17 protein-coding genes are annotated in these 18,782 nt (G+C 43.8%); 4 read left to right on the top strand and 13 right to left on the bottom strand.

The genetic code is table 11. The features are described 5' to 3' along the window. Positions 1 to 9: 9 nt before the first annotated feature. The 8 genes from rdgB to OC23_RS16295 form a co-directional block, all read right to left on the bottom strand. Entirely contained in the window at positions 10 to 633 is a 624-nt protein-coding gene (gene rdgB / locus OC23_RS16340; protein ID WP_038346049.1) for an RdgB/HAM1 family non-canonical purine NTP pyrophosphatase, read from the bottom strand. Positions 634 to 692: 59 nt separating this feature from the next. After that, entirely contained in the window at positions 693 to 1,238 is a 546-nt protein-coding gene (locus OC23_RS16335) for a hypothetical protein (protein WP_038346048.1), read from the bottom strand. Between the two features lie 142 nt (positions 1,239 to 1,380). Continuing rightward, positions 1,381 to 1,968: a tetratricopeptide repeat protein gene (locus OC23_RS16330; protein WP_038346047.1), complete on the bottom strand. Its 588-nt coding sequence runs from the start codon at positions 1,966 to 1,968 to the stop codon at positions 1,381 to 1,383. Next, complete coding sequence (metW, locus tag OC23_RS16325; protein ID WP_004775800.1) at positions 1,965 to 2,558, bottom strand: methionine biosynthesis protein MetW; 594 nt, start codon at positions 2,556 to 2,558, stop codon at positions 1,965 to 1,967. The genes OC23_RS16330 and metW overlap by 4 nt, the downstream gene beginning before the upstream one ends. Further along, positions 2,558 to 3,718: a homoserine O-succinyltransferase MetX gene (gene metX / locus OC23_RS16320; RefSeq protein WP_038346045.1), complete on the bottom strand. Its 1,161-nt coding sequence runs from the start codon at positions 3,716 to 3,718 to the stop codon at positions 2,558 to 2,560. Before metX ends, metW begins: the two co-directional genes overlap by 1 nt. A gap of 422 nt (positions 3,719 to 4,140) precedes the next feature. Continuing rightward, positions 4,141 to 5,838 carry a 2-isopropylmalate synthase gene (leuA, locus tag OC23_RS16310; RefSeq protein ID WP_038346041.1) on the bottom strand — a complete coding sequence of 566 codons (1,698 nt, stop codon included), beginning with the start codon at positions 5,836 to 5,838 and terminating at the stop codon, positions 4,141 to 4,143. Between the two features lie 458 nt (positions 5,839 to 6,296). Next, a complete protein-coding gene (locus OC23_RS16300; RefSeq protein WP_038346038.1) occupies positions 6,297 to 6,980 on the bottom strand; it encodes a Fe2+-dependent dioxygenase in 684 nt (227 codons plus the stop codon). Between the two features lie 99 nt (positions 6,981 to 7,079). Next, positions 7,080 to 9,359, bottom strand: coding sequence for a TonB-dependent receptor (locus OC23_RS16295; RefSeq protein ID WP_038346036.1), 2,280 nt, complete (start codon positions 9,357 to 9,359; stop codon positions 7,080 to 7,082). Positions 9,360 to 9,800: 441 nt separating this feature from the next. Here OC23_RS16295 and tig point away from each other — a divergent pair, with 441 nt between their 5' ends. The 4 genes from tig (at position 9,801) to OC23_RS16275 (ending at position 14,309) form a co-directional block, all read left to right on the top strand. Next, on the top strand, positions 9,801 to 11,132 hold the full coding sequence (gene tig / locus OC23_RS16290) for a trigger factor (protein WP_038346035.1): 1,332 nt from the start codon (positions 9,801 to 9,803) through the stop codon (positions 11,130 to 11,132). 349 nt (positions 11,133 to 11,481) lie between these two features. Beyond that, positions 11,482 to 12,087 carry an ATP-dependent Clp endopeptidase proteolytic subunit ClpP gene (gene clpP, locus OC23_RS16285; protein ID WP_004640929.1) on the top strand — a complete coding sequence of 202 codons (606 nt, stop codon included), beginning with the start codon at positions 11,482 to 11,484 and terminating at the stop codon, positions 12,085 to 12,087. Between the two features lie 41 nt (positions 12,088 to 12,128). Continuing rightward, entirely contained in the window at positions 12,129 to 13,439 is a 1,311-nt protein-coding gene (gene clpX, locus OC23_RS16280) for an ATP-dependent Clp protease ATP-binding subunit ClpX (RefSeq protein WP_038346034.1), read from the top strand. Between the two features lie 153 nt (positions 13,440 to 13,592). Next, positions 13,593 to 14,309: a DUF2846 domain-containing protein gene (locus OC23_RS16275; protein WP_038346033.1), complete on the top strand. Its 717-nt coding sequence runs from the start codon at positions 13,593 to 13,595 to the stop codon at positions 14,307 to 14,309. A 22-nt stretch (positions 14,310 to 14,331) separates the two neighbouring features. Here the strand turns inward: OC23_RS16275 and OC23_RS16270 are convergent, their stop codons facing one another. The 5 genes from OC23_RS16270 to OC23_RS16250 form a co-directional block, all read right to left on the bottom strand. Then, positions 14,332 to 14,874 (bottom strand): DUF2059 domain-containing protein, encoded by a 543-nt coding sequence (locus tag OC23_RS16270; RefSeq protein ID WP_038346032.1) that lies wholly within the window; start codon positions 14,872 to 14,874, stop codon positions 14,332 to 14,334. A 123-nt stretch (positions 14,875 to 14,997) separates the two neighbouring features. After that, a complete protein-coding gene (locus OC23_RS16265; protein WP_227505571.1) occupies positions 14,998 to 15,519 on the bottom strand; it encodes a hypothetical protein in 522 nt (173 codons plus the stop codon). Next, complete coding sequence (locus tag OC23_RS16260) at positions 15,519 to 16,076, bottom strand: hypothetical protein (RefSeq protein ID WP_052209189.1); 558 nt, start codon at positions 16,074 to 16,076, stop codon at positions 15,519 to 15,521. Before OC23_RS16260 ends, OC23_RS16265 begins: the two co-directional genes overlap by 1 nt. Positions 16,077 to 16,157: 81 nt before the next feature. Further along, the gene (locus OC23_RS16255; RefSeq protein ID WP_038346030.1) at positions 16,158 to 17,684 is read right to left on the bottom strand and encodes a fumarate hydratase; all 1,527 of its coding nucleotides are present in this window, start codon (positions 17,682 to 17,684) and stop codon (positions 16,158 to 16,160) included. Positions 17,685 to 17,825: 141 nt separating this feature from the next. After that, positions 17,826 to 18,686 carry a helix-turn-helix transcriptional regulator gene (locus OC23_RS16250; RefSeq protein ID WP_038346029.1) on the bottom strand — a complete coding sequence of 287 codons (861 nt, stop codon included), beginning with the start codon at positions 18,684 to 18,686 and terminating at the stop codon, positions 17,826 to 17,828. Between the last annotated feature and the right edge of the window lie 96 nt (positions 18,687 to 18,782).

The raw sequence follows: 18,782 nt of genomic DNA, 5'->3' as shown, positions 1-18,782 counted from the left end.
GTGTGTATTTTAAAGCAGACTGGCCTTAAACAGCTGCATGGCCTGGCCACGATGGCTGATCTTATTCTTCTCGGCCTTGGTCAGTTCAGCACTCGAAATATTCAGCTCAGGTAGCCAAAATAAAGGATCGTAACCAAAGCCGTTTTCACCACGCGCTGCTTCCAAAATCTCGCCTTTCCAGATACCTTGGAAAATTTGTGGCAACGGGTCTTCTGCATGAGTGACCAGTGCGAGTACACACACAAACATTCCTTCAATTACTTCACCGTCTTTACGTAAGGGCGCAAGATCGGCGAGCAGTTTCTGGTTATTGGCCGCATCGTTGCCATGTTCGCCCGCATAGCGCGCCGAGTAGATGCCAGGCGCGCCCCCTAAAACCGGTACACACAGCCCGGAGTCATCTGCAAGTGCAGGTTTACCTGAAAGCCTAGACGCATGACGTGCCTTGATAATGGCATTTTCAACAAAGCTGAGACCATCTTCGATGGCATCTTCAATATCGAGTTTGCCTTGTGGAATGATTTCAACCGGAAGGTTAAGCTGTTGAAAGAGGTGTTCAAATTCGGCAACTTTGCCTTTATTGTTACTTGCAAGCACAAGGCTGCCTTGGTTGAGCCAGGATTGGGTAGACATGAGTTAAACCTATTTAAGTTTTGTGTATTTTAACGCATTTCCAGCATGGAATAGCGGCATTATGAATATGAGCGAATAGAACATTTTTTCTGATTAAAAATAACTCGGGCTTTATAGTTTTCTGTTTCAATCAAAGAAGTTTGTTGCGGGTGCTTGCTTTTACAATCGAAAGAAATCCCGCCAGACATCGATGGAAGATTGAAGTCAATATAAGAGATAGGATACGAATGTTTTTGGGAGTATAACGGGAGCTGAAAATAGAACTGATGATCAGGTTGTTGCAAGATATGACTGGTCTCGATATCTGTATTCTTTCTGAGCATAGGCAGCATTAAGATGGTTTCACGTTGCAGGTGGGTTGTGATCAAGGGAACAAAATAATCAGACTCATACATTGCATAAGCTGCCGAATTAATTTCCTTTAACTCATTTAAAAAATCATTTTGTGTATAGCCATTTTTATAAGATGTAATTTGAAGTGTAAAATCTAGCTTTTGTGAGTGGTCAAAGAAGAAGGGTTTTAATAGCTGAACAATAATAAAACAGGCAACTATAATGAAAACACTGATATAAATTGATTTCTTAAGGATATTTCTCTCAAACATCAAGCTTTCTCTTTTTAATCACTTTAAGTGAATCAGCATTATTGCTTAGGGGATGACCTCTTTTTATTAGGCTTGAACCATGCTAATAAAAAACCGACTCTTACAAGTCGGTTTTTATATTAATCAATAAATCTAAACAAGATTATTGCGCCTGGATCCATTTATCAGCACGGTCACGAGCAGTACGGATCTGGTCTTGGGTCAGGTTTGCCGCCAACGCGGTTTTCTTGCCTTCAGAAAGCTTGATCACTTTGGTATCGAGCATGCCATCACGGGTTGAAAGCTCATACCATTGGTAAGCACCCATATAGTTTTTCTTTTGCTCTTCCATCATGGCAAGATTAAAGCTGGCACGGTTATCGCCATTACTGGCTGCTTTCTCGAAATATTTACGTGCCAAAGCTTCATCTTTCTTGGTGCCAATACCATCGGCATACATACGGCCAACATTCAGTTGTGCGGCAGACAAGCCCTGATCTGCGGCAGCCTTGAACAAGCTAAAAGCTTGCTTCTCATCTTTAGCCACATCTTTACCATACTGGTAACGGGTGGCTAAATAAAACTGAGCCCCGGCTTGACCAGCTTTTGCTGCGCTTTGCAACTCACCGATACCCATCACTGAATATCGTGCTGCCTGGGTTGCGACCGATTGTGGCTGGGCAACATAGTCAGCATGCGCTTGTATACTGATCAGACCAAATAAAAATGTGCTGATTAATGTCTTTTTCATAGAGCGCTCACTCGATAAATTGCGACTTCACCAAATAGGTTCGGCATATGCTTGCTGAGCATACTACCTTGTTGGTCACCATTAACGGCAAGTCGATTAATAATTTTAATCCGGTTCTCGGCACATAAGGCCTCGAAGTCACGGAAAGTACATAAATGAATATTCGGGGTGTTATACCACATATAAGGCAAAGCTTCCGAAACAGGCATTTTCCCTTTCAATGCAAGAAAAGAACGTGTCTTCCAGTGTGCAAAGTTTGGAAAGGTAATAATGGCCTGTTTGCCGACACGCACCATATCACGAAGCAGGACATCAGGTGCATCCACAGCTTGCAAAGCTTGAGCCATGACCACCGAGTCAAAAGACTGGTCGGCAAAACGGCTTAAACCGAGGTTCAAGTCCTGTTGGATAATATTTAACCCCCGACTGATGGCAATTGCAATCTTTTCTTGATCAATTTCTAACCCGTAGGCGCGAATATTGTGCTGTTTACTCATGTGAGCCAGCAATTCACCATCACCACAGCCCAAGTCTAACACGCTAGAGTTCGGGTTAATCCATTTTTCGGCGAGTTGTTGATCTATACGCATTAATGCTGCTCCTGCGGTGTCGATTGCAACTGTTGTTCACCACCTAAAAATGCCCGTAATGTTTTTACATAAAGGGGAATCGGGAACAAGAAAGAATCATGGCCCTGTTCAGCATCAATGTCCAGATAGCTGACAGGTTTATGATTGTCAATCAAGGCATCGACCAGTTCCTGTGAGCGGCTTGGGCTAAAGCGCCAGTCCGTGGTAAATGAAATCACCAGAAACTGGCATTTCGGTTTACTCATGGCCCTGGTGAGAGAATGACCATACTCACGGGAGGGGTCAAAATAATCCAGAGCCTTGGTCATAATCAAGTAAGTATTTGCATCGAAATTGCGACTGAATTGTTCACCTTGGTAACGCAAATAGCTTTCGACCTGAAACTCGACATCGAAACCATACATAAATTTGCCTGACTTGAGGTCACGGCCAAATTTCTGTTTCATGGCTTCTTCGGACAAGTAGGTAATATGGCCAACCATACGAGCCAGAATCAGGCCGCGCCTTGGATAGCTGTCATTTTCCAGATAGCGGCCATGATGAAAGTCTGGATCAGACAGAATCGACTGGCGTGCAACCTCGTTAAAAGCAATATTTTGGGCCGATAATTTCGGGGCGCTGGCAATCACGGCACATTTTTTCAGACGATCCGGGTAATCCAGTGACCATTGCAAGGCCTGCATGCCTCCCAGGGAACCGCCAACCACAGCGTACCAGACATCGATACCCAGCCGGTCTGACAGCATGGCCTGGGTTTTTACCCAGTCGCGTACAGTCACCAGTGGAAAGTCAGGTCCATAAGGCCGGTTGTCATTTTCCGGATTGGGTGAGGTGGGGCCTGTAGAACCGCTACAGCCGCCAATATTATTTAATGACACAACAAAGAAGTCGTTTGTATCAATCGCTTTTCCAGGTCCAATACAGCTGTCCCACCAACCTGCTTTTTTGTCATCTTCATGATGGTAGCCGGCTGCGTGATGATGTCCTGAGAGCGCATGGCAAATCAGGATGGCATTTGACTTGTCTGCGTTAAGTGTTCCATAGGTCTCAACCATTAAATCAAAACGTGGCAATATGCGGCCACATTCAAGCTCTAGCGGTTGTTCAAACTGAAACTTTTGTGGAGTGACTAAACCCACTGAATCCGATGGAAAAGACACTGGAATCGTTCGCCTTATATAAGTTTGAATCAATAAACAGAGTTCAATTGAATCTCTCGTTACTTGAAATCATGGTTTTAATAACGGAGTCCTGCCGAGTTGTTATCCAGTTCCAGGATAAACTTTCAGTTAGACTTACTTTGATTTCGCCTAAAGTAAGCAAAGGCCTCTTGTGCTGCTACAACCGCAGCTTGCCACAAAACCTGTTCACTTCTTGTGTTTTTCTCATTCTATCGCAGAAAAAGCATCTTACAAGCACCGGGCGGGTTGTGGATGATTTTTCCGAGTATCTGAGTTTAAACGAGAAATTATATTCAATCTCAATGAAACTGAAAGGATACCAATTCGGGTATCCTTTCAAAAGTCATTTTTTCTGATATTACAACTCAGCTTTACTGACGATTATGTGCTATTTCATCTACCTATACCGCCGCAGCAGCCACTTGATCGGTAGTTAATACCCCTTGCTCAATCAAGCGGTTAGTACATGCAATAATGGCTTCAATCGATGAGGTTACGATATTGTCATGCACGCCTGCACCAAATGCGCTCTTGCCTGTACCTTTTACCTGAAGTTCAATCAAGGCAAGGGCTTTGGCATTGGCACCTGAGCTGATGCTGCGCTCTTCGTAGTTTACGACATCAATCGGTAACTGTAAGGCATTCAACATGGCCGAGATCGGGCCATTGCCTTCACCGCGCAGACGCTGAACCTCACCGTCAATTTCAATGTCCAGTTCAATGATTTGCGTACCGTTAATATCGGATAACTGATAATGTCTGGTGTGATAATGGCTGTTTTTCACATCCACATAGGTGTTCTGGAACAAGCTCCAGATTTCATGTGCACTGATTTCAGTACCATTCTCATCGGTATGTTGCTGCACGATCTGGCTAAATTCGATTTGTACACGGCGTGGCAAGGCCACGTTGTAGTTCGATTCTAGCAAGTAGGCAATACCACCTTTACCTGACTGGCTGTTGACACGGATCACGGCGTCGTAGTCACGGCCCAGGTCTTTTGGATCGATAGGCAAATAAGGCATATCCCAGATGTCTTCGTTTTTCTGGAACTCGAAGCCTTTCTTGATGGCATCCTGATGTGAGCCGGAGAATGCCGTAAAGACCAGATCACCTGCATACGGATGACGAGGGTGAACCGGTAAGCCCGTGCATTCTTCAACTGTTGCAATGATTTCATTGATATTGGAGAAATCAAGGTTAGGTGCAACACCTTGGGTATACATGTTCAAGGCAATGGCAGCCACGTCAACATTACCGGTACGTTCGCCATTGCCAAAGACACAGCCTTCAACTCGGTCAGCACCTGCCATGATGGCCAATTCAGAGGCGGCAATACCACAACCACGGTCATTGTGGCAGTGAACCGAGATAATCACGCCATCACGGCGCGCCAAGTTACGGTGCATCCATTCGATTTGATCGGCATAGACATTCGGTGTCGATACTTCCACAGTGGCAGGCAAGTTCAAGATCACTTTATTGGTCGGTGAAGCTTCCCAGATTTCAGTTACCGCATCACAGACATCCTTGGCGACTTCCAGTTCAGTGGCAGAGAAACATTCAGGACTGTACTGGAAAATCCATTCTGTTGCCGGGTACTGTGCTGCATATTGCTTGACTTTGCTTGCTGCATTCATGGCAAGCTGTTTTGAGCCATTGGCATCGACATTCAAGACCTTCTTGCGGAAAGTCGGTGAGTTTGAATTGTAGATATGCACGATGGCACGTTCGGCACCCGCCAAAGCTTCAAAAGTACGCTCGATCAAGTGATCACGTGCCTGCACCAGAACTTCGATGTAAACATCTTTAGGGATCAAGTTTTCTTCAATTAACTTGCGGGTAAAATCAAAATCGATCTGTGAGGCAGAAGGAAAGCCGATTTCGATATGTTTAAAGCCGATTTTCACCAGCATCTGGAACATTTTTAATTTTTGTTCCATGTTCATCGGCTCAAAAATTGCCTGGTTACCGTCACGAAGGTCGGTACTCATCCAGATCGGTGCCTGATTAATTTCGTTATTTGGCCATTGACGATCTGGTAAATCGACGCGCTGGTACATACGGCGGTATTTTTTGCTTGGGTCAGCCAACATCATGAGATAACTCCTTGTCGTAGCATGGTTGCTGAGTCAGATAAAAGGCAACGTACTACAGATATATATGGTGTCTATAAGAATGAATTTAAAGTGAAACCGGGAATCAGGTGCCTAAAGGTACAGGCGAAAAATTTATATGCGCGCGAGGCGCAGCATCAGGAGAAGAGCAGCACGATGTGTTGTATGAGACGGGTGGGTAAAGCCGCGATTTGTTTTCATCATCTACCATTCGTATAAGTTATTTAATTTTGCCGTTATATTAATCATCTAACTGTGATCAGTCTAGGTGAAAATACCACCGGCTGCAAAGGTCTATAAAACATTTTAAAGGCATTGGCTGGAAAATATTTTCCTGTTTTTTGCATCAATTTGCCAAACAGAGAAAATATTTACCGTCATTCTTATTTTTATTGAAAATAAACTTTATTTTTGCTTGATGCTGAAGCATCAAGGCGATTTTATAGCTCAGCCCATTTGCGCATCAGGTTATGATAGAGGTTGGTGAGTTTAATGACTTCCTGATGGCTGTCACCCAGTTGCATACGCAAGTTTTGAATGGTCTGGTCAAGGGTAAACAGCATATTCCGGTCAGCATCGTCCCGCACCATGCTTTGTACCCAAAAGAACGAAGCGGTACGGCATCCACGGGTGATTGCGGTCACCTCATGCAAACTGGAAGAAGGGTAAAGCACCATATCACCAGCCGGCAATTTGGCTTCGTGATAGCCATAGGTATCTTCAATCACCAGTTCGCCGCCGTCATATTCTTCTGGTTCGGACAAGAAGAGCGTGCAGGACAAATCCGTACGTAAGCGCTCCTTGCTGCCACGAATCCGGCGGATCGAGTTGTCGACATGAAAGCCAAAAGCTTCCTGATTTTCATAGCGATTAAAAAGTGGCGGGATAATATCCAGTGGTATGGCGGCAGACAGGAACAGGGGATGCTTGCCCAGTTGTTCTAAAATAATATTGCTAAGATGATGCGTTAAAGGATGATCTTCTGGTAGTTGCTGATTATTCTTGACCGTTGCCGAAAGTGTCCCTGCGGTGACTTTGCCATTGGTCCATTCGATTTTGTCCATTTCTTCACGAAAGTACTGAACCTGTTCTTTGCTTAATACATGAGGAATATGATGGATCACAGTAAATACCTTGTGAGAATAATAACTGATAAAAAATAGCCTCATTATGAGGCTATTCTTACGCTAAAAGCCATAATTAAATTATGGCTTTTATTCGGCTTAGTATTTGAAGTTTACCGATAATACTGCACTACGGCCTTCTGCTTCAGTTGCATAATGAGAAGCATAGGCTTTGGTGAAGTAGCGTTTATCCGATAAATTGTTAATGTTTAACTGCAGGTCAACATTTTTATCAACGTTATAACGAGCCATTGCATCGTAGCGGACATAACCTGGTACCCATTTGGTATTGGCTGCATCGCCATAAACTTTATCCATCGCTACAGCACCGGCGCCTAAAGTAAGCTGTGGCAATACTTTATAGGTCGTCCAGAGGGTTGCCGAGTTTTTAGCTACGTTTTGTACTTGATGGCCATTATTTGGACTTGGTACATATTTACCATTTGCATCCTTGATAAAGCCGGCATCAACAATTTCACTATCTAAATAGGTATAACCCGCTGATACGGCCCATTTATCTGTGATATTACCATTCGCACCAAGCTCGATACCGTCCACGCGTGTTTCACCAATATTTCTGGTAAAACCATCACTATCCAGTGCACGTGTATTTTCTTTTTCGGTACGGAAAATTGCAGCGGTTAAATTCAATTTGTTATTGAATACATCCCACTTAGTGCCGATCTCGTAAGTTTTCACTTCTTCTGGCTTCAGGTTATTGATCGCACGTGCCTGTTCATCAGTTGTATTTCTACCTGGAACACTGATGCCTTCAGAACCATCGCCTGCATCTACACCTACAGGATTGGCCGAGGTTGCATAACTGATGTAGACCGCACCATTTTCAGCCGGTTTAAAAGTCAGGCCAGCCTGATAGTTGAAGAAATCATTGCTTGAGCTGTATTTTGTACCGGCTTTGACTGATCCTGAGTCCTTATTGTACTTCATATCAGTTTCAAATTTGTCCCAACGCACACCGAGGTCAAGTAACCACTGTGGTGTGATGGTGATATTGTCCAGCACATAGATGGACTGGGTTTTTGAAGTGATATTGGTGACTTTCGGGTTGGCTTTTATATTCCCGAGCCACTGGTCTCGTGCATTAGGATTGTTGAGGTCGGTACACCAGCCATTTGAGCTAGATAATGAACAGGCATTATTTGCACCACTGCCACCAATTTTTGAAGTGTTTGGATCAGTAACGATATTGCTGCCACGATCTGAATCTTGTTTCGAGTATTCAGCACCGGTATTGAAGCTATGCTTGAGTGCACCAGTATTAAATTTACCGGTCAATGCAAGTTGATCCGTAAAGGTATCTGTATTGGTTAAATTGGTATTGACCCGGCGCCAAACCTGACCATTTACGACATTGCCTTGGCTATCATCGGGTTGGGTCCATAAATAGTTGTTTTTAGACTTGCTGTAAACAGCGGTATTACTTAGGGTCAAATTATCTGTTAAATCATGTTCTAATTTGAGGGTACCAATCTGATTTTCCTGTTTCTGGAAGTCGCGATCTTTCCAACCATAATAAGTGCCCTGTTTAACATCGACAGGTTTACCTGCAGTCGCTTTTTTGGTTGTATCGTACTGATATGGAATACCTGAATCCGGCTCATCATCAGTTTTCAAGTAGTAGTAACTTAAGGTACCACGGGTCGCAGAATCCAGACCGAAGCTAATGCTTGGCGCAATACCGGCACGTTTATATTCAGCGCCATCATGTTGTCCGGCTTTTTCATTTTGGTGGCCCATCACCACAACACGTGCCGCAACACCATTACCAAAATCTTTATTGCCATCTAAGGTAATACGGGCATAGTTGTCTGTACCACCAGAAATCGAGCCTTCTAAAGCATCGCCTTTTTTAGCAACTTTAGAAATCATGTTGATACTGCCGCCAGTTGTACCAGCTCCACCTAGAGCAGAGGCCGAACCTTTGGTCACTTCAACCTGTTCAACTGCAAACATTTCACGGTTCTGTGAGGTCGAGCTACGCACACCGTCCACATACATTGAGCTTTCAGAGTTATAACCACGAATGAACGGACGGTCACCATTCGGGTTACCACCTTCACCGGCACCGAGTGTAATACCCGGAATGGTGCGTAAGGCATCACTCAAAGTTGTTACCTGGGTATCTTCGATCAGTTGTTTTGAAATCACAGAAACGGATTTTGGTGTATCCAGAAGGGGGGCAACAAATTTGCTGTTGGCAGATTGATCGACTTTAAGACTTTGTTCTTTTTCAGCCTGAGCATGAATAGTCGGGAGTTGAACAGTTTGATCCTGTGCAATCGCTGGAACTGCAACAACAGAAAGCGAAGATGCAATTGCAGAAGAGACGAGTTTCTTCCGTGATTTGATAAATGACATGAGTCACGCCTAAACAGTATAAAAATTCATGCAAAGAATAATCATTCTTATTTCTATATTCATTTGTTTTGAATTGATTTTTCCAATTCTTCCAGCTTTAAATTATGGAAATATGAATGAATATCTGTTGTGAAATGTAGTTAATTTGTTGATTTTTTTCTTTAATCTAAAAAAACGATTGTTATTGTATAGATTATTTTTAATTTAGATTTTTCTATTTTGGCTATTTTAATCTGGATTAAAACGGTCTTGCTAAAAATATTGTAGCAAAGTGATTGAATATCAATTTGTTAATTTTAATGAATCAGAATTTAAGCAGTTTTATACGCTTAAAGCAAAGAGAAAAGGACAATTTTTAGCTTCCGATTTTGTATATCCAGAAAGTTGTCATATAATGTGGCACTTTAAAAATTGTTATTACTAACTAATATCGAGGAAGCCATGCAAGTAACGACTGAAGCGGTTTCGGGCGTTGCCCGTCGTTTAAATGTTTCTGTACCGACGAGCCGTGTTAACGAGCAGTTTGAAGCTCGCTTAAAACGCACTGCCAAAACTGTGAAGATCAACGGCTTCCGTCCAGGTAAAGTGCCTTTAAATGTTGTTCGCCGTGAATATGGTGCAAGCATTTACCAAGAAGTTGTGAATGATGTCATTCGTGACACAGTATTTGAAGCAATTCAACAAGAAAAAATCAATGCGGTCGGTATGCCGAACATTGAGAAAGTTGAAAACAAAGATGATGCTTTAGTATATGAAGCAACTGTTGAAGTTTATCCAGAAGTAGAAGTTAAATCTTTTGCTGACCTGGAAGTTGAACGTAAATCATCAGAAATCAACGACAAAGACGTTGACGTGATGATTGAAAACTTGCAAAAGCAACGTCAGACCTGGGCTGTAACCAAAGGTATGGCGAAGAAAGACATGCAAGTGACTTTCGACTTTGAAGGTACTGTGGATGGTGAGAAGTTTGAAGGCGGTGCTGCTGAAGACTTTAAACTTGTCCTTGGTTCAGGTCGTATGATCCCAGGTTTTGAAGACGGTATCGTTGGTATGAAAGCTGGCGAAGAGAAAGTTATCGATGTAACTTTCCCTGAAGATTACCAAGCTGAAAATCTGGCGGGTAAAGCGGCTCAGTTCAAAATCACTGTGAAGCAGGTTGAAAAACCAAAACTTCCAGAAATCGATGCTGAATTCTTGAAAATCTTTGGTTTAACTGAAGAAGAAGGTCTGGACAAGTTAAAAGCTGACGTTCGTAAGAATATGGAACGTGAAGTTCGCAACGGTTTGCGTAACCAGGTGAAACAAGCTGCATTTGATGCGCTTGTTGCGGCTAACGAAATCGAAGTTCCAGCGTCTATGGTTGCTCAGGAAATTGACCGTCAACGTCAACAAATGATCCAGCAATTCACGCAGCAGTTTGGTGCTCAAGGTGCAGGCGCATTTGACAGCAGCATGCTTCCAGATGAATTGTTCAAAGAACAAGCTGAAAAATCAGTGAAGCTTGGCGTGCTGGTAAGCAAGGTATTGGCTGATGCCAAACTTGAAGTTGACCAGGCTCGTGTTGATGCTTACATCGATGACATGGCTTCTTCTTATGAAGATCCAACAGAAGTGGTTGAATACTTCAAAAATGACAAACAGCAACGCGCTCAGATCGAAGCTGTTGTGTTAGAAGATCAAGTGGTTGATCACATCTTGGCTGCTGCTAAAGTCAAAGATGTGGCGATCAGCTACGAAGACTTATTGAAAGAACAACAGGCTCGTCGTGGCTAATCTTTCAAAAGTTGATTGAAGAAAAGGCGCTTAATGCGCCTTTTTCTTTAGGCTGACAATCCGTCATTCAGGTGGTTCGGTTCGGACTGAACTGCTGTATCCAGACTGGGTATTTTGCCAGTGAAATGAGCGGGATATGGGCTGCTGGTATTTTAAAAGCCAGCAGACTGGAACGCGTTGAATAGTGCTTCCAGACCCTGTGTTATGAAAGTGTTAATTTGCAGAAAAATTACCAGATTTTAGTCTAAATAATCGAATATTTCAGATTGAACCTTTTGCAATTTCATCGATTATCCCTCATATTGTTGGCATAGATCGAGTCACAATAATTTTAGGAATAAGTAAACGTATGTATGTTCCAACAATTGAAAATGCTTTAGTTCCTGTCGTTGTTGAACAATCGTCTCGCGGCGAGCGTTCATTTGACATTTTTTCACGTTTATTACGTGAGCGTGTTATTTTTCTAACGGGCGAAGTTGAAGATAACATGGCCAACCTGATTGTTGCGCAGATGTTATTTCTTGAAGCAGAAAATCCGGAAAAAGATATCCATCTTTATATCAACTCACCGGGTGGTTCGGTTACTGCCGGCATGGCAATTTATGACACCATGCAGTTTATTAAACCGGATGTCGTGACTTACTGCATGGGGCAAGCTGCATCCATGGGAGCTTTCTTGTTAAATGCCGGTGCCAAAGGCAAACGCTACTGCCTTGAAAATGCCCGAGTCATGATTCACCAGCCTCTGGGCGGTTTCCGTGGTCAGGCTTCTGATATTGAAATTCATGCCCGTGAAATCCTGTTTATTAAAGAGCGTTTAAACCGCTTGATGGCTGAGCATAGTGGCCAGGATTATGAAACTGTTGCACGTGACACGGATCGTGACAATTTCATGACTGCACAGGCTGCAAAAGAATATGGTCTAGTCGACCAGGTACTAAGCAAACGTCCTTGATTTTTAGGATCTAAGTTTAAGATTTAAGTTGTGGAGTAAATATGTCCGAACATCCTCAAGGACAAAAACATTGTTCATTTTGTGGTAAGACGCAATCTGAAGTTGGAAAATTGATTGCTGGTGAGGACGCATATATTTGTAATGAGTGTGTGGATGTCTGTCTGGATCTGGTACAAACCAGCCAGCAAGTTGAAGCAGGGGACTGGGCAACCAAGCCATTGCCAAAACCACATGAAATACGTGCTGCCTTGGATCAATATGTGATTGGACAAGATATTGCCAAGAAAACCCTGTCGGTTGCGGTTTATAACCACTATAAGCGTTTGAAGGTGGGGCAGTCGACTCATGGCCATCAGGACATTGAAATTGCAAAAAGTAATATTTTGCTGATCGGTCCGACAGGCTCAGGCAAAACCTTACTGGCACAAACACTGGCACGCTTACTCGATGTGCCTTTTGCGATGGCAGATGCAACCACTTTAACCGAAGCCGGTTATGTGGGTGAAGATGTGGAAAACATTGTACAGAAGCTGTTGCAAAAAGCCGATTATGATGTCGAAAAAGCGCAGAAAGGCATTATCTATATTGATGAGATTGATAAGATTACCCGTAAATCTGAAAATCCTTCAATTACCCGTGATGTCTCAGGTGAAGGCGTTCAGCAAGCCTTATTAAAAATGATTGAAGGCACGGTGGCTTCCATTCCGCCACAAGGCGGGCGTAAGCATCCACAGCAGGAATTTATCCAGATTGATACCGCCAATATCCTGTTTATTTGTGGTGGTGCATTCTCCGGTCTGGAAAAAATCGTACAGCAACGTCAAGAGAAAGGTGGTATAGGTTTTACCGCAGATGTGAAGAACAAGGATGACAGTAAAAAAGTCTCTGAGTTGTTCCGTCAGGTAGAAGCAACGGATCTGGTTAAATTCGGTCTGATTCCTGAGTTTATTGGTCGTTTGCCTGTGATTGCCACTTTAGAGGAGCTGGATGAAGAAGCCTTGATGCAGATTCTGACAGAACCTAAAAATGCGCTGACACGCCAGTATCAATATCTGTTCACCATGGAAGATGTCGATCTGGTCTTTGATGAGTCAGCTTTACGTGCTGTGGCCAAAAAGGCGCTGGATCGTAATACTGGCGCCCGTGGCTTGCGTTCAATTCTGGAAAATGTCCTGCTTGAAACCATGTACGACTTACCAAGCCGTAGCGATGTCGGTACTGTGATTATTGACGAAGCGGTGATTAATGGCACAGCGAAGCCGACATTCAAGCCTGAGCGTTTGCCGCAGGATGCTGTACCCGAACTCAGTGAAAAGAAGGATTTGAAGGTGGTCGATACTAAATCGGCTTGATTCTCATCCATCTGAAAAAAGCATGAAAGGCCAGGCTTTTCATGCTTTTTTTATTTGCAATTGGGCAGCGAGGTGTTAATCTTGAAATTGAAAAAAATCCGCATAGTTTTGCGTTGTTAAAAATAAATTCAAGAAAACGCCTTGAGGGATGTCATGCGTTATTTAATATTGTCATTATGTTGTGCAGGGGTACTGGCAGGCTGTCAAAGCCATAAAGCCATTAAGGAAAACCCGACCGCACTGACTGCAACATTACCCCCTGTCGATACAGCAAAAGAACCGGGTTTATTGGATCAGTATCATGTCGGCGGCTTTAGTGTGGGCGGCTGGGTCAATCAGAAATTAGGCCAGTATTACGCGCCGGTCAAACCGCAAAACGAACAAGCGGCAGTGGTCTATTTATACCGTCCGGATACGCGCTGGAACCGTCAGGAAATTGCCGCCGCCAATCTGTTTATTAATGGCCAGCGTATTCCGAGTTTATTGCATAATCATTATTACTGGCTGGAGCTACCAGCAGGTACTTACCGGCTCAGTGTAAGCCGTCCGTTGATTGGGCTGCATTTCCAGAAACCGAAATATCTGGATTTCACTGTCGATGCTGCCCAGACTTATTTCATCAAGTATGATGAAGAAAACAAGATTTCCCGCAGTGAACATACTGGACCATTTATGCTCATGCCAGATAAGGTGGCACATCAGGAAATCGCCTTTACCCGGTTAAAATCATCCAGCTATAACTTTGTGGCACAGGATGCTTCAGGCAAGGTACGTTCTAAACCGCAAGAGTTAAAACCGGCCAGATACGATGAGAAATCGGAAGTGCATCTGATCAAACCGTTTAAGCTGTGGAACCCGTTGACCTGGTAGTCATGACAATGATACCAGCTGTTTATTCCTCCTGAATCAATGGCTTGATAATTGTCAGGAACTGCGCTTTAAGCTGGGAGCTTTGTTCCGGATCACTTAGGGTTTTTTGGCTGATATTATTCATGTATTGAAAAACATGCGTGGTGATTTGCAAGGTTTTCTGGTTAATCGACTGGCCTTCGGGTGTTTTTAAAAATTTTAAATAGGCCTGGACTTCTTCCTCGCTCAGTGCATCGGCGTAGATTCTTTCGATGGCCTGAATGGTTTCAGGCCGGGCAAACATCTTGGCGCTGGTATCCTTTAATAACTGGCTGAGTTCCAGTACTGCCAGATGCTCCTGTGTGGTGGTGAGTTCATCTTTGCCCAACACACGCAATAAAATATTTTCAGCCTCAAGGTCGAGTGAGGGTTGCATTTCATCCAGTGAGCTATTTAGCACCTGCTCAAGGTCACTGAGCTTGATCAGTTCTTTGACCGATTTGCTTTGGGCCGGGGATGCAAAAGTATGCTGTATATTGCCGAGCAGGCTCAGGCCAATCAGCATACTGATCAGGTATTTATTCATGTGCATTCCCTTTATTCTTCTCATCTTTATAATCTAGCAGAAGCATGGGCGAAAAAAATAGCCGTATACATTGATTCGGCTATGATTTTGTAAATGGTCTGATGAGTACATCATCGGGCTGTTTTATTGCGGGCTTAAAGACCTTAATAATGTAATAATCTGTTGTTCTAGTGCCTGGTCTTTTGCGCTTTGTTCATGACGATAACTTTGATCTTGTTGATCGTGGATAGCTTGCAGATTCTGTTGAAAGTAAGCTTGCGCAAGCGGATGTTGATAGATATGCAACAGGTGAATCAGTTCTTCCTCCTGATAAAATCTTAAATAGGGTTGTCGCATTTTCTGGACATAATAATTTTTAAAATCAGCAGATTGCATCTGTTCTAGAAATAATTGCTGTATTTTTTGTTCATAATAGGTTTTGTCTTCGACTAAATCTGTTGCCGGAATGCCTTGGAGTATACTTTGACTGTAGCGTTGTGCCACACGCCCGGTTTGATAATGCTGGACTGTTTGATCGAGCATACTTGCTTTTAAAACGGCAGTTGCCGTTTCCTGTGTCGCCGGCATGGCAAAAACTGAAGGAGCCATAATGAATAATAACAGATAAAAAGACCGGAACTTAGGCATTGGCTTGAATGACATCATTACTCTCCAGCGACTGAGGGTGGGTTCTTGTATGTCAAAATATCTTTAAAAATCTTGTGCATAAACTCACGTTCATCGAGATAGTTTATTAAGAGCTGAGGGAGAAGACTGGCTAAATAGATTTCGGTTAACCTATTTTTTTCTACAAGGCGCTGACCGGCTTCAGTTTGATATTGCTCAATAAAATATAACAGGCTTTCATCGGAGTAATAGTGTTGCAGCTGTTTGGTTGTGAATTGATGAAACTGTTCTGCTGAGCTAAATATAGGGTCGTTTTTGAGGTATAACGCTGCAATTTTTTCTGCGGCTTGATATTGCTGAGGGGTGAGTAAAGCAGCGTCTGGTTTAGGGGCGTGTATATGGTAAAGCACCCGCTGAATTGCCAGATCAAGATAATAGGCCTTCCGGTTCTCGTACAATTGCGGGTAGGCTTTTTCAGACTGGGTTACTTCAAGATATTTCTGAATGGTTTCTGGTTGGGCAGGGCTGGCCCAAGCCTGGGTTGCACTAAAAAAGACAAGGGCAAAAAAGGACATCAACAGAGAAAAATAGCTCATGGTTGCTCATTCAATTTTTATTTAATTCTATCTGCATTAAAAATAAAAAAGGAGCATCGTGTTGATGCTCCTTTTGAGTGCTTATGACGCAGCGGCGTCGACCACTGGAATTTTACCGATCTTGGCTTGCCAGATTTTTGGTGCAGTGGCATGGATTGACGTACCATTCACATCCACGGCAACAGAAACCGGCATATCTTCAACTACAAACTTGTAGATGGCTTCCATACCCAAATCAGCAAAGGCAACCACTTCAGCTTCACGTACTGCTTTAGAAACAAGATAAGCTGCGCCACCAACGGCCATTAAGTAAGTTGCCTTGTTGTCGCGGATTGCTTCAACGGCAGCAGGACCACGATCCGCCTTACCAATCATGCCGAACAGGCCAGTTGCTTCTAATACCTGACGGGTAAATTTATCCATACGGGTTGCGGTGGTCGGGCCAGCAGGACCAACCACTTCATCGCCCACCGGGTCAACTGGACCCACGTAGTAAATGAATTTACCTTTCAGATCAACCGGAAGCTCTTCACCATTGTTGAGCATGTCGACCATGCGCTTATGCGCTGCATCACGACCGGTATAAATGGTACCGTTTAATAACAAGGTATCACCCGGTTTCCATGAATCCATTTCTTCCTGGGTAATGGTGTCCAGGTTGACGCGTTTTGACTGTGAAGAATCCCAGGTTACAGCAGGGTAGTCTTCAAGTTTTGGTGCCTGAATATGTGCAACACCAGTACCATCTAGCTGGAAGTGTGCATGACGGGTTGCGGCACAGTTCGGAATTATACCGACTGGCTTACCTGCTGCGTGGCATGGGTAATCCTTGATTTTAATATCAAGCACCGTGGTTAAACCGCCAAGACCCTGTGCACCAATACCTAATGCATTGACTTTCTCGAAGATCTCGATACGCAGTTCTTCCATCTTGTTTTGTGGACCACGGCGAAGTAATTCGTCCATGTTGATTTCTTCCATGAGTGCTTCTTTGGCAAGCATCATGGCTTTTTCGGCAGTACCACCGATACCAATACCGAGCATACCTGGTGGGCACCAGCCTGCACCCATGGTTGGAACAGTTTTAAGTACCCAGTCCACGATTGAATCAGACGGATTCAACATCGCAAGTTTAGATTTATTTTCTGAACCGCCACCTTTTGCAGCCACGGTAATATCAACTTTATTGCCGGGTACGAGTTTGTAGTGAATGACGGCAGGGGTATTGTCTTTGGTATTCTTACGACCAAACGCCGGATCTGCCAAAACCGAAGCACGCAGCACGTTTGAGTTCTCCAGGTAACCCTGACGTACGCCTTCGTTGACGGCATCATCCAGACTCATGGTCAGATCAAATTTAACGTCCAGACCCACTTCAAGGAAAACGTTAACAATCCCTGTGTCCTGACAGATTGGTCGGTGACCTTCAGCGCACATACGCGAGTTGATGAGGATCTGTGCAATAGCATCTTTTGCAGCTTTGTTTTCTTCACGATCATAGGCACGGCTCATCGCTTGGATGAAGTCTTGCGGGTGATAGTAAGAAATAAACTGCAGGGCATCCTTGATTGATGTAATCAAGTCATCTTGTTTGATGATCGTTGTCATATCAAATTTCTCTTGAGCGGGCGATTAGCTGGCGGGCTAAATTATATGACAAAAAGCAGGCATTGTGGGAGTTTTAGCTCAGATTTGGCATAAGGTCTAATGCTGCAAAGGGATGAGCTTTTATCGGGATAAAGCGGCTGTTTAGTTTTTTCTTATGTGTGAAGGCGAATAGCCATACTGCTTTTTAAAACGATGGCTAAAATGGCTACTGGAGCTAAAGCCATACTGGACAGCAATTTCAGTCAAACTCAGGCTGCTGCCGTGCAAGGCCTGATGGGCCAGTTCAAGGCGGCGCTGCATCACATACTGGTGTGGTGGCATCTGCATGGACTGCTTAAACATATGGGCAAAATGATATTCACTGAGCTGTGCTTGCCGGGCCAGATCGGACAGGGTCAGTCCCAGATGTAAATGTTGATCAATCCATTCCAGCAGCTGTTTAAGCACATAAGGCGAGAGGCCTCCTTTCACTTCAGGTGCCTGCCATTGTGCATGGCTATAATGCTTAATCAGGTGGTTGAGGAGTAAGGTGGTGGCCGTACTCATCTGCAAATGGTTTTCTCGGTCTTGCCAGGCACCACTCAGTAAAAAATGCCGGTAGATCATGGCAATTTGCGCATCGGCCACAAAAATCTGCGGATTTAAAATAATCTGGCTGGGTTCACGGTCCCAGACTTGTTCGGCCACGCGGTGCAGGTGTTGTTCGGTATAGTAAAGATGAACAAAGGTGAGTGGATCGCGCAGATCCCAGGTCGATTCAAAATCCTGTGGCATCAGGCACATGCGATCAGGCCCACCCCCATTGTGCCAGCCTTGCGCTGTCTTTTGGTAGCTTTCATAGCCCCCTTGCACATACATGCTTAAGGTATGGTGATTACTACAGACACTGACCCGGTCCTGATTGTTTTGCCACATGGCCAGCTGCATTCCCGAACCCAGTTCCACCGAGTCGAGCAGTTGTGCTTTATATTGCTGTAATTGATCTAGAATCTGATATTTCATCTTCTATATGCAGGGCCAGGTATGATCCGGTTTAGTGTAGAACGTTCAGGCTGTTTTGTCATCTGTCTAAAAAATCTGATAAAAGCGCAAATTTAT

It is taken from the genome of Acinetobacter sp. A47 (assembly GCF_000805455.1).
Taxonomy (GTDB): domain Bacteria; phylum Pseudomonadota; class Gammaproteobacteria; order Pseudomonadales; family Moraxellaceae; genus Acinetobacter.
The sequence above is the reverse complement of the archived record's forward strand: the minus strand, read 5'-3'. Positions and strand labels throughout refer to the sequence as shown.

Coding starts and splice junctions, on each gene's coding strand:
- OC23_RS16330 (WP_038346047.1), bottom strand. CDS start 1,968: ATGAAAAAGACATTAATCAGCACATTTTTATTTGGTCTGATCAGTATA.
- rdgB (WP_038346049.1), bottom strand. CDS start 633: ATGTCTACCCAATCCTGGCTCAACCAAGGCAGCCTTGTGCTTGCAAGT.
- tig (WP_038346035.1), top strand. CDS start 9,801: ATGCAAGTAACGACTGAAGCGGTTTCGGGCGTTGCCCGTCGTTTAAAT.
- OC23_RS16270 (WP_038346032.1), bottom strand. CDS start 14,874: ATGAATAAATACCTGATCAGTATGCTGATTGGCCTGAGCCTGCTCGGC.
- OC23_RS16255 (WP_038346030.1), bottom strand. CDS start 17,684: ATGACAACGATCATCAAACAAGATGACTTGATTACATCAATCAAGGAT.
- clpX (WP_038346034.1), top strand. CDS start 12,129: ATGTCCGAACATCCTCAAGGACAAAAACATTGTTCATTTTGTGGTAAG.
- metW (WP_004775800.1), bottom strand. CDS start 2,558: ATGCGTATAGATCAACAACTCGCCGAAAAATGGATTAACCCGAACTCT.
- OC23_RS16250 (WP_038346029.1), bottom strand. CDS start 18,686: ATGAAATATCAGATTCTAGATCAATTACAGCAATATAAAGCACAACTG.
- OC23_RS16275 (WP_038346033.1), top strand. CDS start 13,593: ATGCGTTATTTAATATTGTCATTATGTTGTGCAGGGGTACTGGCAGGC.
- OC23_RS16335 (WP_038346048.1), bottom strand. CDS start 1,238: ATGTTTGAGAGAAATATCCTTAAGAAATCAATTTATATCAGTGTTTTC.
- clpP (WP_004640929.1), top strand. CDS start 11,482: ATGTATGTTCCAACAATTGAAAATGCTTTAGTTCCTGTCGTTGTTGAA.
- OC23_RS16265 (WP_227505571.1), bottom strand. CDS start 15,519: ATGATGTCATTCAAGCCAATGCCTAAGTTCCGGTCTTTTTATCTGTTA.
- leuA (WP_038346041.1), bottom strand. CDS start 5,838: ATGATGTTGGCTGACCCAAGCAAAAAATACCGCCGTATGTACCAGCGC.
- OC23_RS16295 (WP_038346036.1), bottom strand. CDS start 9,359: ATGTCATTTATCAAATCACGGAAGAAACTCGTCTCTTCTGCAATTGCA.
- OC23_RS16260 (WP_052209189.1), bottom strand. CDS start 16,076: ATGAGCTATTTTTCTCTGTTGATGTCCTTTTTTGCCCTTGTCTTTTTT.